Annotated in this window: 10 protein-coding genes; 4 read left to right on the top strand and 6 right to left on the bottom strand. The window is 70.4% G+C overall.

Going from position 1 to position 12890, the window contains the following annotated elements; genetic code table 11:
• Window positions 1-52 precede the first annotated feature (52 nt).
• The 3 genes from ACXJMZ_RS10615 to ACXJMZ_RS10605 all read right to left on the bottom strand — a co-directional run bounded on the left by ACXJMZ_RS10615 (window position 53) and on the right by ACXJMZ_RS10605 (window position 2946).
• Window positions 53-727, bottom strand: a complete 675-nt coding sequence (locus tag ACXJMZ_RS10615) for a response regulator (RefSeq protein ID WP_457029754.1) — start codon at window positions 725-727, stop codon at window positions 53-55.
• Window positions 724-2031, bottom strand: coding sequence for a sensor histidine kinase (locus ACXJMZ_RS10610; RefSeq protein ID WP_457029753.1), 1308 nt, complete (start codon window positions 2029-2031; stop codon window positions 724-726). The genes ACXJMZ_RS10615 and ACXJMZ_RS10610 overlap by 4 nt, the downstream gene beginning before the upstream one ends.
• Before the next feature lie 246 nt (window positions 2032-2277).
• Window positions 2278-2946, bottom strand: a complete 669-nt coding sequence (locus ACXJMZ_RS10605; protein WP_457029752.1) for a TetR/AcrR family transcriptional regulator — start codon at window positions 2944-2946, stop codon at window positions 2278-2280.
• 276 nt (window positions 2947-3222) lie between these two features.
• Between ACXJMZ_RS10605 and ACXJMZ_RS10600 the strand changes: the two genes are divergently transcribed.
• Complete coding sequence (locus tag ACXJMZ_RS10600) at window positions 3223-4833, top strand: MFS transporter (protein ID WP_457029751.1); 1611 nt, start codon at window positions 3223-3225, stop codon at window positions 4831-4833.
• Window positions 4834-4887: 54 nt separating this feature from the next.
• Here ACXJMZ_RS10600 and ACXJMZ_RS10595 read toward each other — a convergent pair whose 3' ends face one another.
• From ACXJMZ_RS10595 to aceE, 3 genes are all read right to left on the bottom strand, one after another.
• Window positions 4888-6243, bottom strand: a complete 1356-nt coding sequence (locus ACXJMZ_RS10595) for an outer membrane protein assembly factor BamB family protein (RefSeq protein WP_457029750.1) — start codon at window positions 6241-6243, stop codon at window positions 4888-4890.
• A gap of 39 nt (window positions 6244-6282) precedes the next feature.
• Window positions 6283-7566, bottom strand: a complete 1284-nt coding sequence (locus ACXJMZ_RS10590; protein WP_457029749.1) for a cryptochrome/photolyase family protein — start codon at window positions 7564-7566, stop codon at window positions 6283-6285.
• 103 nt (window positions 7567-7669) lie between these two features.
• Window positions 7670-10420, bottom strand: coding sequence for a pyruvate dehydrogenase (acetyl-transferring), homodimeric type (gene aceE / locus ACXJMZ_RS10585; protein ID WP_457029748.1), 2751 nt, complete (start codon window positions 10418-10420; stop codon window positions 7670-7672).
• A 528-nt stretch (window positions 10421-10948) separates the two neighbouring features.
• Between aceE and ACXJMZ_RS10580 the strand changes: the two genes are divergently transcribed.
• From ACXJMZ_RS10580 to ACXJMZ_RS10570, 3 genes are all read left to right on the top strand, one after another.
• On the top strand, window positions 10949-11386 hold the full coding sequence (locus tag ACXJMZ_RS10580) for a DUF3052 domain-containing protein (RefSeq protein WP_457029747.1): 438 nt from the start codon (window positions 10949-10951) through the stop codon (window positions 11384-11386).
• A 217-nt stretch (window positions 11387-11603) separates the two neighbouring features.
• Window positions 11604-12062 (top strand): peroxiredoxin, encoded by a 459-nt coding sequence (locus ACXJMZ_RS10575; protein ID WP_057238818.1) that lies wholly within the window; start codon window positions 11604-11606, stop codon window positions 12060-12062.
• 164 nt (window positions 12063-12226) lie between these two features.
• A complete protein-coding gene (locus ACXJMZ_RS10570; RefSeq protein ID WP_057238820.1) occupies window positions 12227-12802 on the top strand; it encodes a TerD family protein in 576 nt (191 codons plus the stop codon).
• The last annotated feature ends 88 nt before the right edge of the window (window positions 12803-12890 follow it).

Below are 12890 nucleotides of genomic sequence, written 5' to 3'. Positions count from 1 at the left end.
AGGCTCCGCGAGCGTCACACCGCGGGGCCAAACAAGGGGTCGTACTCGGGTACTACTGACCCGGCGTCACCAGGCCCGACTCATACGCCAGGACTACCGCCTGGGCCCGGTCGCGCAGGTCGAGCTTGGCCAGGATGCGGCCGATGTGGGTCTTCACGGTCTGCTCGGCGACCACCAGCTGCTCGGCGATCTGCTGGTTCGACAGACCACGGGCGATCAGCTCGAGCACCTCGGTCTCCCGTGGCGTCAGCCCGTTCAGCCGCAGCCGGGGGTCGCGGCGCGGGGCCGGGCGGTTGCGGGCGAAGTCCTCGATCAGCCGCCGGGTCACCGAGGGGGCCAGCAGCGCGTCCCCGGCGGCCACCACCCGGACCGCGGCGATCAGGTCGGCGGGCGGCGCGTCCTTGAGCAGGAAGCCGCTGGCCCCGGCCCGGAGCGCCTCGTAGACGTAGTCGTCCACGTCGAAGGTGGTCAGCATCAGCACCTTGGGCCGGTGCACCACGCCGACCGGCGGGTCGAGCAGCTGGCGGGCCGCCTCCAGACCGTCCATCTCGGGCATCCGGACGTCCATCAGCACCACGTCGGGGTGGGTCCGCCCGCTGACCTCCAGCGCCTGCTTGCCGTCGGCGGCGTCGCCGACCACGTCGATGTCGGTCTGCGCGTTGAGCAGTGCGGCGAACCCGGCCCGGACCATCGCCTGGTCGTCGACGATGATTACGCGGATGGTCATCGGGGGCTCTCTCCCAGCAGATTGACGGGCAGTTCGGCGGCGACCAGGAAGCCGCCCGCAGGCGTGCCGCCGGTCTCCAGCCTGCCGGACAGCAGGCGGACGCGCTCACGCATTCCCACCAGCCCGTGCCCCGTACCCTCGCTGCCCTCCACCCCGGGGCGGCCGCCCGGCGAGTTCTCCACCGTCACCCGCAGCGTCCGGCCGACGGCGGTCAGCCTGACCTCGGCCCGCGCCCCCGGGGCGTGCCGGACCACGTTGGCCAGCGCCTCCTGCACGATCCGGTACGCCGACAGGGCCACCGCCGACGGCAGTTCACCCAGCGCGGCCACCTCCGGAGCCACCGTCAGCTCGGCCCGCACCCCGGCCTGACCCACCGTCTCCACCAGCTGCCCGAGCTGCGCCAGCCCCGGTTGCGGCATCCGGTCGGGCTCCGCCCCGTCACTGCGCAGTACCCCGAGCAGCCGCCGCATCTCGGTCAGCGAACTGCGGGCGGCCGTCGCGATGGTGCCGAACTCGTCGACCGCTTCCGGCGGCAGACCACTGATCCGGTACGGCGCACTGTCCGCCTGCACCGTGATCACCGACATGTGGTGCGCGACCACGTCGTGCAACTCCCGGGCGATCCGGGCCCGTTCCTCCAGCAGCGTGCTGCGCTCCCGCTCGGCCTCGCTGATCTGCTCCTGCTCGGCCAGCAACTTCTGCGCCTCGCCCCGGCCGCGCACGCTCCAGCCCAGCAGCAGCACCGCCCCCGAGAGCGCCACCGTCAAGGGGGCGCTCTCATCCGCCCGGGACTGGTGCAGCTCGGAGGCCACCATGGTGGCCGCCAGGGTGACCAGCCAGACCGCGAGCAGGGTCCGCCCACGCTCCCGCAGTGCCAGCGCCGGCATCAGGAAGAGGTACCCGAGCAACGTCGTCACCGGCCACGGCCACGGCCCGGCACCCGCCGGACTGCTCATCGTGAGCAGCGCCCCCAGTACCGTCCCGGCGGCCATCACCCACCACGCCTGCAACGGCCGGGTCACCGCCACCAGCAGCGGCCCGGACTGCAGCAACGCGACCGCACCGGCCACCGCGCCGGGCACCCCGTAGTCGTTGGTCAGCACCACCGTGCCCACCGGCAGCAGCGCCGCCACCGCCGAGATCGCCAACAGGTACGGCAGCCAGCGCACCCACGCACGCTGCGCCCCGGACATCAGCGGGGACCGGCCCTCGACCGGGGTGAGCAGCGCCCGGCCGAGGTCGGCCAGCTGATCACCCACCGGCTGCAGCAGGTCCAGGACAGAAGAGGGAAGTTGAGGCTTCATCCCGGCCCAGCCTAGGCCGCACCGACCCGCCCGGAGTCGTACCCCGGACCGGACTTCGCCGTAGTACCCGGGTATGACCTGCGCTCCGGGCATCGGCCACCAGGGGCTCGGGGAACTGCGACGCCGACCTCGGAACAGGTGATCCGTGCGTAAGTGGTCAGGCACTTTCGTACGTGACCCCGGCGCCAGATCTCCTCGCAGTTCCCCGAGCCCCTGGAGGCAGATGGCCGGGCGACTGCGAAAAGGTCAGCGCCAGTCGGCGGCGAGGGCCGGGCCGAGTTGGTCGAAGTGGGACTCGATGACGGCGATCATGCCCTCGGGGCCGGGGGCCGAGTGGTCGCTGCTCCAGGCGAGGTGGGCGGAGCGGAGCACCCCGCCGAAGACGGCGGCGAGCACCCGCGGCCGCAGGTCGACGGAAGGGTCCAGCCCCTCCCGGCGGGCGATCAGTTCGGCGATCAGGCGTTCCTGGTCGGTGATCCGACGCAGGTGGGCGGCGAGCAGGGTGGGCGTCTCCTCGATCAACTGGATCAGTTCGAGCGCCGCGGTGACCCCGGTGTCCGAGGTCCCGGTGTCGGACAGGTCGCGCCAGGCCAGCACGATCGAACTCCGCAGCGCCTGCAGCGGGTTCTCCGAGGCGGGGCGTTCGCGCAGGGTGGCGACGAAGTAGTCCTCGGCGTCGGCCAGGACGGCGAGCGCGACCTCCTCCTTGTTGGCGAAGTACCGGAAGAAGGTGCGCGGCGAGACGTCGACCTCGGCCGCGATCTCGTCGATGGTGGTGCGCCCGTACCCGTGACTGAGGAAGAGCCGGTGGGCGGCCGAGACCAGGGCGTCCCTGGTGCGCTGCTTCTTCCGCTCGCGCAGGCCGAGCACCCGGCAGGCGGCCGGTTCGGCGGACGGGAGGGGCTGCGCGGCCATGGCTGGGCCTTCCGGGACAGAGCGGGACTGTGCACATCAGCACTGCGTTCATAACGATAGCGCGCTGACAAATGGCAGACCTTGGCAGAAGTCAGCCAGCGGCACAAGGCAGTGTTTGCCGAATGTCAGGGACTGACATAATCTCATCCGGCGGTGGCGCCCGTCAGGCCGGACGACTCGTGGGGACGGGTGGGCCGGGGCGCCACCGCCGTGCCCTGATCACAGGACACAGGTCACAGCGGTCACAGCGATCAAAAGCCCCGGAGGGTCCGTCAGATGAGCCAGCCCCTAACCAAGACCGCGAAAGCGGCCGTGCCGCCGCAGCGCAGCACACCGCCCACCGGTCTCGCACGGTTCCAGGGACACCCCTGGCTGACCCTGCTCACGGTGGCGGTCGGCGTGATGATGGTGGCGCTGGACGGCACCGTGGTGGCGATCGCCAACCCGGTGATCCAGAGCGACCTGGGCGCCTCGCCCGCCGACATCCAGTGGGTGACCAGCGGCTACCTGCTGGCGCTCGCGGTCTTCCTGATCACGGCCGGCAAGATCGGCGACCGGTTCGGCCACAAGTCCACCTTCCTGGTCGGTGCGGCCGGCTTCGCGGCCACCTCCGCCGCGATCGGGTTCGCGGGCAACATCCAGCTGGTGATCGCCTTCCGGGTGCTCCAGGGCCTGTTCGGCGCGCTGCTCCAGCCCGCCGCGCTCGGCCTGCTGCGCGGCGCGTTCCCGGCCGACAAGCTCAACATGGCGATCGGCATCTGGGCCGGCGTGATCGGTGCCTCCACCGCCGCCGGTCCGATCGTCGGCGGGCTGCTGGTCGAGCACGTCAGCTGGCAGTCGGTCTTCTTCATCAACATCCCGGTCGGCATCGCGGCCGTGGCACTCGGGATCTGGATCCTCAAGGACGTCCGGGCCGAGAACGCCGCCAAGTCCTTCGACGTGCCCGGCATCCTGCTGCTCTCGGTGGCGATGTTCGCCCTGGTCTGGGGCATCATCAAGGCCCCGACCTGGGGCTGGAGCGACAGCAGCACGCTGCTCTTCCTCGGCGGTGCGGTGCTCGCGCTGGTGCTGTTCGCGTTCTGGCAGACCAAGGCCGAGGAGCCGCTGATCCCGCTCAGCCTGTTCCGCTCGGTGCCGCTCTCGGCCGGCGCCCTGCTGATGGTGCTGATGGCGTTCGCGTTCTTCGGCGCGATCTTCTTCGTCACCTTCTACCTGCAGAACGTGCACGCCATGACGCCCGTTCAGGCGGGCGTCCACCTGCTGCCGATGACCGGCATGATGATCGTCGGCGCCCCGGCGGCCGGGGCCGCGATCGGCAAGGTCGGCCCGCGGATCCCGATCGTGGTCGGCATGGTGCTCACCACCGTGGCGATGTACGGGATGTCCACGCTGACCACCGACTCCGGCACCGGCGTGATGTCGCTCTGGTTCGTCCTGATGGGCCTGGGCATCAGCCCGGTCATGGTCGGCGCCACCGAAGTCATCGTCGGCAACGCCCCGTTGGAGCTCTCCGGCGTCGCGGGCGGTCTCCAGCAGGCCGCCATGCAGGTCGGCGGCTCGCTCGGCACCGCCGTCCTCGGAGCGGTGATGGCCGCCAAGGTCACCGACGTGCTGCCCGGCAACTGGGCCGGCGCCGGCCTCCCGCCGGTCGACCCGGCCCAGCAGGCCGGTCTCGACCAGGCCGCCCAGCTCGGCATCGCCCCGCCCGCCCCGGCCGGCGCCCCCGAGCAGGTGGTGCAGGGCATGGCCACCGCCGTCCACGAGTCCTTCGTCAGCGGCATGTCGCTGGCCTTCGCGGTAGCGGCCGCCGTCGCCTTCGCGGCTGCCCTGCTCGGCCTGCTCACCAAGCGGGGTGCGACGGACGCCGGTCCGGCCGTGCACATCTGAGTCACTGTCATGGGGAAGGGGGCGTGGTCCGGCGCTCTTTTCCCCATGTCCGGTTCAGCGCAGCAGGCCGATCAGCGGCCGGTACGGATCGGTGCCGCCGAGCTCGTTGGCGATCACGTAACGGTTCGGCGCCTCGCCGAGCCAGGCCGTCCCGCCGCTCCGGGCTTCGCTCGCCAGGGTCCGTGACCGGACCTCCCCGGTGCGCGGGTCCAGCCGGAGCAACTGGTCATGGAAGCTGTGGCCGTAGGCGGTCAGCGCCACCACCGCGCCCTGCCCCGCGGCGAGGGCGTACACGTCGCGGTCCGCGTCGGTGAGCCAGCGCCGGGAGCCGTCGGCAAGGGAGAAGGACACGATCGCCGCGCCGCCGCCGACCCGCTTCACCCGGGTGACGAGTTGATCCTCCGTCACCACCACGGGCCGTACCGGGGCGGCGCCGAAGGCCTGGGCGTCGAGGTCCAGGTCGTACTCGGGCGAAGTGAACGGCACCGTGGCCCGCAGCCGGCCGTCGTCGGTGAAGGAGAGCACCCCGTTCACCCCGCTGCGGAGGCTCTCGGCCAGCCGGAGCACCAGCGGCTGGACGGAGAGCACGGCCGCCTGACCGAGGAAGGTCTCGGTGGGCAGTTCGGTCCGCGAGCTCAGCTGCCCACTGGTCAGGTCGTACTGCAGCAGTGCTGCCTTGCCCTGGGGGTGCTGCACCGAGCAGTACTCGACCAGCACGGCCCGGGTGCCGGCCGCGGCCAGTCGGTCCGTGGTGCAGCTCTTGGCGAACGGTGTCTGCCACTGTTCGCCGCCGTCCCTGACCCGCAGTGACTGGAGCCGGTCCCCGTAGGACACCAGGACCTGGTCCGCTGCGACGGCGATCCGTCCGGAGACGACCTGCCCCCGGCTCACGGCCGCGACCGCCCGATCGCCGCGATCCCGCCCGCCGGAGTGGCGCTCGTGGTCGCGCATCGGCAGGGTCCACACCTGCCCGCCGTCGGCCGCCCGATGGGCGTACAGCCCGTCGGGGCGGACCCGGACCACGGTCTCCCCCTGCTGCCAGACGGCCAGAGTGACCGTGTTGGCAGGCCGGTCGAGTGGTGCGGTCCAGGCCACCGCCGTCGTCGGGAGGCCACTGTCCCCGGACGGAAGCATCAGCCAGTGGGCGCCGAGGCCGACCGGGACCACCGCCACCAGGGCGCCGGCCGTCGCGGCCAGCCAGGACCGGCGTCGGCGAACCGGCGCCGCGATGCCCAGCAGGAAGGTGACCCAGGCCAGCACCAGCGAACCGAGGCCCGAGAGCGCGACCAGGCCGACGTGTTCGCTCAACCGGTTGGTGGAGACGACCATGAGCGGGAGCAGCGCGCTGCTGACGGCGAAGACACCAGCTGCTGCGGCCCAGCAGAGCTGCCGGGTCGTGGGTATGGACAAGGAAGGATCCCAACGATCGAGTGCGCGAACCAGCGCACCCTATCCGGGCCGTCCCTGCCCGAACCGATCGGCCGTCAGCTCGACCAGCGGAGCCGGGTAGTCGGGCCGCTCCGCCAGCAGCCAGGGCCGGTGCACGGCGCCGCCCGGCACGTGCGCCAGCTCCGGGACCCAGCGGCGGACGTACGTGCCGTCGGGGTCGAAGCGTTCGGCCTGGCGGAGCGGGTTGAGTACCCGGTTGGGCCGGGTGTCGGTGCCGGTGCCTGCCACCCACTGCCAGTTGAGTTGGTTGTTGGCCACGTCGCCGTCGACCAGCAGGGCGAGGAAGTGTTCGGCCCCCTCCCGCCAGTCGTGGTAGAGCGTCTTGGCCAGGAAGCTCGCCGTCACCAGCCGGGCGCGGTTGTGCATCCAGCCCTGGGCGGTCAGTTGCCGCATCCCGGCGTCCACGATCGGATAGCCGGTCAACCCGGCCTGCCAGGCGGTGAGTTCGTCCTCGTCCCGGTGCCAGCGGTCGCCGCGCGGACGGTAGTCCGCCCGCGATGCCGAGGGCCGGGCCGCCAGCACCTGGTGGTGGAAGTCCCGCCAGACCAGCTGCCGGACGAAGTCCTCGTCCGGCGTCCCGGCGGCCAGCTCGGTCGCCGACAGGCAGCCGAAGTGCAGGTAGGGGGAGAGATGTGACGTCCCGTCGGCCGCGAGCACGTCCCGGGAGCCCGGTGTCCAGCGCTTCCAACGGGCCCGCCCGGCTCGTTCGCCGCCCGGCGGCAGCTCGGGGGAGTCGGGGCGTACGACGGGAACGGGCAGGCTCGCGACGCCGTCCGGCACCGGGACGGCCCGGGGCGCAGCGAGCGGCTTCCGTCGTGGGGCGGCCGACCAGGCTCGCAGGTAGGGCGTGAAGACCGCGTAGTGGTCCTTGCCCGCCGGGGTCACGGCGCCCGGCGCCAGCGCCGTCAGCACGGCGTCGTGCACCACCAGCCGGTCGCCGAACTCCGCCCGCAGACGGCCCTCCCGCCGCTGGGCGAAGGCGGTGACCCCAGCCGCGACGTGCACCGCCCCGGCGCCGGTCTCGGCCGCCACCCGGGCGGTCTCGGCGACCACGTCACCGCGCCGCAGCACCAGGTGCCCGCCGCGCGAGCGCAGCCCGGTGTCCAGGTCACGCAGGCAGTCGGCGAGGAAGGCGGCCCGGTTGGGGACCGCGAAGCCGGTGGCGGCCAGGCCGTCGTCGAGCACGAACAGCGGCACCACCCGGTCGGCGGCGAGCGCGGCGTGCAGCACGGGGTTGTCGTGCAGCCGGAGGTCCTGGGTGAAGAGCGCGATGGCGACGGGCACCCGTCATGGTCCCGCCCCACCGCCGGGGAGCGCAGCCGACGCGCCGTCAGGAAAGGCCGAAGGGCCGCCCCCAGCGGGAGCGGCCCTTCGGTTCAACCGGTGATCAGGCGTCGCCGCCCGCGGCACCCGGGTCGGCGGCGGCCACGTCCAGCAGCTGGTAGCGGTCGATCGCCTCCTTGAGCGCGGAGCGGTCGATCTTGCCCTGCTTGGCCAGCTCGGTCAGCACGGCCAGCACGATCGACTGCACGTCGATGTGGAAGAACCGGCGCGCCGCACCACGGGTGTCGGCGAAGCCGAACCCGTCGGCACCGAGCGACTGGTACTGGCCCGGCACCCAGCGCGAGATCTGGTCCGGCACCGCACGCATCCAGTCGGAGACCGCGACGAACGGGCCCTCCGAGCCGGACAGCTTGGTGGTGACGTACGGGACGCGCTGCGCCTCCTCCGGGTGCAGCAGGTTGAACTCCTCGACCTCCACCGCGTCGCGACGGAGCTCGTTCCAGGAGGTCGCCGACCAGACGTCCGCCTTGACGTTCCACTGCTCGGCGAGGATCTGCTGGGCCTGCAGCGCCCACGGCACCGCCACGCCCGAGGCGAGGATCTGCGCCGGGATCGAACCCGCCGTGCCCGGGGCGTACTTGTGGATGCCCTTGAGGATGCCCTCGACGTCCACGTTCTCCGGCTCGGCCGGCATCTTGATCGGCTCGTTGTAGACCGTCATGTAGTAGAAGACGTCCTCGCCGTGCGGGAACTTCTCCGACGAGCCGTACATCCGGTTGATGCCGTCCTGCATGATGTGCGCGATCTCGAAGCCGTACGCCGGGTCGTACGCGACGACGCCGGGGTTGGTCGAGGCGAGCAGCTGCGAGTGGCCGTCCGCGTGCTGCAGACCCTCACCGGTCAGCGTGGTGCGGCCCGCCGTGGCGCCGATCACGAAACCGCGGGCCAGCTGGTCGGCCATCTGCCAGAACTGGTCACCCGTGCGCTGGAACCCGAACATCGAGTAGAAGACGTAGACCGGGATCAGCGGCTCGCCGTGCGTCGCGTACGACGAACCGGCGGCGATCAGCGAGGCGGTGCAGCCCGCCTCGGAGATGCCGTCGTGCAGCATCTGGCCGGTCTTGGACTCCTTGTACGCCAGCAGCAGCTCGCGGTCGACCGACTCGTAGGTCTGGCCGAGCGGGTTGTAGATCTTGGCGGACGGGAAGAGCGAGTCCATACCGAAGGTGCGGTACTCGTCCGGCGCGATCGGCACGAAGCGGTTGCCGATGCCCTTGTCCCGCATCAGGTCCTTGAGGACGCGGACGAAGGCCATCGTGGTCGCGATGGTCTGGTTGCCCGAACCCTTCTTGACCGCCTTGTAGGCGTCGTCGCCCGGGAGCTCCAGCTTGCGCGGGCGCACCTTGCGGGTGGGCATGTAGCCGCCCAGCTCGCTGCGCCGGTCGTGCATGTACTGGATCTCTTCGGAGTCCTTGCCCGGGTGGTAGTAGGGCGGGTAGCCCTCGTCGAGCTGCTTGTCCGTGATCGGCAGGTGCAGCCGGTCGCGGAAGCGCTTGAGGTCCTCGGTGGTGAGCTTCTTCATCTGGTGGGTCGCGTTGCGGCCCTCGAAGTTCGGCCCGAGGGTCCAGCCCTTGACGGTCTGGGCCAGGATCACGGTCGGCTGGCCCTTGTGCTCGCGGGCCGCCTTGTACGCCGCGTAGACCTTGGCGTGGTCGTGGCCGCCGCGACCCAGGTGCTGGATCTGCTGGTCGGTCATGCTCTCGACCATCTTGCGCAGCCGCAGGTCACCGCCGAAGAAGTTCTCGCGGATGTACGCGCCGGTCTCGGTCGCGTAGGTCTGGAACTGGCCGTCCACCGTGGTGTTCAGCTTGTTCACCAGCACGCCGTCGCGGTCCTGGGCGAGCAGCGGGTCCCAGCTGCGGTCCCAGACCAGCTTGATGACGTTCCAGCCGGCGCCGCGGAACTGCGACTCCAGCTCCTGGATGATCTTGCCGTTGCCGCGGACCGGGCCGTCCAGGCGCTGCAGGTTGCAGTTCACCACGAAGGTCAGGTTGTCCAGGCCCTCACGGGCGGCCAGCGAGAGCTGGCCGAGCGACTCGGGCTCGTCCATCTCGCCGTCGCCGAGGAAGGCGTAGACGTGCGAGGACGAGGTGTCCTTGATGCCCCGGTGCTCCAGGTAGCGGTTCATCCGGGCCTGGTAGATCGCACCGAGCGGGCCGAGGCCCATCGAGACGGTGGGGAACTCCCAGAAGTCCGGCATCAGCCGCGGGTGCGGGTAGCTGGACAGGCCGTACGGCGCCTTGGACTTCTCCTGGCGGAACGCGTCGAGCTGGGTCTCGCTCAGGCGGTCCAGCAGGAAGGCCCGGGCGTAGATGCCGGGGGAGGCGTGACCCTGGAAGAAGATCTGGTCGCCGGACTCGCCCTCGGCGTCCTTGCCGCGGAAGAAGTAGTTGAAGCCCACGTCGTACAGCGACGCGGAAGAGGCGAAGGTGGCGATGTGGCCACCGACTCCGATGCCCGGGCGCTGGGCCCGGGAGACCATCACGGCCGCGTTCCAGCGGGTCGCGTTGAGGACCTTGCGCTCGATCTCCTCGTTACCGGGGAAGAACGGCTCGTCCTTGGTGGCGATCGTGTTGACGTAGTCCGTGCTGCGCATCTCGGGCACGGCGACACGCTTCTCGCGGGCGCGCTCGATCAGACGGAGCATCAGGTAGCGGGCGCGCTCGCGGCCCCGCTCGTCGATGGCCGCGTCAAGCGACTCGAGCCATTCCGCGGTCTCCTCGGGATCGAAGTCCGGGACCTGACTCGGAAGGCCGCCAATGATGATCGGGTTGCGATCTGCTCCGGAAGCCACGCTGTTCCTTCACTGTCGGTCGAAACTGAGGTGTGTCGCGCCGCCTCCATCGTGTACCGCAACTCGGAGATCCGTCATATCTACCGATGGGTAACCGTTCCGCCTGGTGAGCGGTCCGATCGGATGGTGCGCTGAGCGTCGCTGCCCGTAACGCGCCATCGGGTGGTACGAAGAGGTGGACCGACCTTGGACCTGGAATCTCTTCCAGGCTTCCCGGGGGTCCGATGGCGGACATCCGGGACGAGGGCCAACAGGAGACTTTACGCCCGCATGGGTGCGTAACCCGAATGCCGTTCGTATCTCGGTCATCCTGGCGGTTCGGTACCAGTGGCCCCGGCAGCATCAAGGGTCCGTACAGAAAAGGGCAAATCGGTGTGATTCCTGACACGCCAATCGGGCGTGTCCCCGCCCGAACCGTCAACCTTTGGGTGGGATCGGGGTGCGGGTACTTGCGCGAACCGCCGGTCCCGTGTGGACTACGGCCAAGCCTCGGCAAGGATGTCGAGCCGAATACTGGAGGTTATTCCCGTGAGCGCGACCGCGGACCCCGCGGACAAGTCCAACCCGGCGCACCGTCTCGGCTTCGAGTCGAGCCAGATCGTCCAGGAGCTCGGGTACGACGAAGACACTGACCAGGATCTCCGCGAGGGCATCGAGGAGATCACCGGTACTGAACTCGTCGACGAGGACTACGACGACGTCGCCGACGCCGTCCTGCTGTGGCACCGCGAGGAGGACGGGGACCTGACCGATGCCCTCGTCGACGCCCTGGAGTACCTCGCAGAGGGCGGCCTGGTCTGGCTGCTGACGCCCAAGACCGGCCGGGACGGGCACGTGGAGGCGCACGAGATCGCCGACGCCGCCAAGACCGCCGGACTCTCCCAGACCAGCTCGGTGGCCCTCGCCAAGGACTGGATGGGCACCCGGCTGGCCACCCCGAAGGCGGCGAAGACCGGCAAGCGCTGACTCGGAACATCTCGGAACGGGCCCCGCTGGAGTTTTCTCCAGCGGGGCCCGTTCGTTTCCGAGGATGGCCTGTAGTTGCTGCCGGTGACCTTGTTCACCCAGGGCGAAATCGGGGACGGATCGGGCAACTGCCCTCACTCGTTCGGCGGAACGGCCTCAAACGGATGCAAGGATGCCTGAGGCACCCGACCAGAGGCATTCACGCAGGAGGACCAGCATGGCGATCGAGGTAGGCACCGAGGCTCCGGACTTCGAGCTGAAGAACCAGCACGGCGAGCTGGTCAAGCTCTCCGACTTCCGGGGCGAGAAGAACGTCGTCCTGGTCTTCTACCCGTTCGCGTTCACCGGTGTCTGCACCGGCGAGGTCTGCGCGATCCAGAAGGAGCTGCCGCGCCTGCAGAACGACTCTGTCCAGGTGCTCGCGGTCTCCAACGACTCGCCGTTCACCCTCCGGGTCTTCGCCGACCAGGAGGGCCTGGACTACCCGCTGCTCTCGGACTTCTGGCCGCACGGCGAGGTCTCCAAGGCGTACGGCGTGTTCGAGGAGGAGAAGGGCTGCGCGGTGCGCGGCACCTTCGTCATCGACAAGGCCGGCGTGGTCCGCTGGTCGATCGTCAACGGCCTCCCGGACGCCCGGGACGAGCAGGCCTACCTGGCCGCCGTCGACGCGCTCTGAGACCCTTCCGMGGCCCTCCGGCGATCGTGCCGGAGGGCCTCGGCGTGCGTTGGTGGACATTCGTACGGTCGACCGGGCCGGGTCACTGCCCACGGTGGGGAACCCGGCACTACGATCGGGCCGTTGGGCAGAGTGAAACACCATCAGCGCTTTTGGAGGACCAAGTGGGTGTCAGCCTCAGCAAGGGCGGCAACGTCTCGCTCACCAAGGAGGCCCCGGGCCTGACCGCGGTCATCATCGGCCTCGGTTGGGACGTCCGGACCACCACGGGCTCGGACTTCGACCTGGATGCCAGCGCGCTGCTCCTGAACGCCGAGGGCAAGACCGGTTCGGACGGCAACTTCGTCTTCTTCAACAACCTGAAGAGCGCGGACGGCTCGGTCGAGCACACCGGTGACAACACCACCGGTGAGGGCGAGGGCGACGACGAGCAGATCAAGGTCAACCTGGCCGCCGTGCCGGCCGACGTGCTGCGGATCAACTTCCCGGTGTCGATCTACGACGCCGAGAACCGCCAGCAGAACTTCGGCCAGGTCCGGAACGCGTTCATCCGGGTGGTGAACCAGGCGGGCGGCGCCGAGATCGCACGGTACGACCTCTCCGAGGACGCCTCGACCGAGACCGCGATGGTCTTCGGCGAGCTGTACCGCAACGGCGAGGAGTGGAAGTTCCGGGCCGTCGGCCAGGGCTACGCCTCCGGTCTGCGCGGCATCGCGCAGGACTTCGGGGTCAATGTCTGACCTGAGTGCCTCGCCCGAATCCGGGTGAATAGGCTTGAGGCCGGGGTCGGCCGGAGCGTACGCGCTTCGATCGGCCCCGGCCTTCGCC

The sequence above is a fragment of the Kitasatospora sp. P5_F3 genome (assembly GCF_054049135.1).
This window is presented reverse-complemented; position numbering and strand designations above follow the sequence as displayed.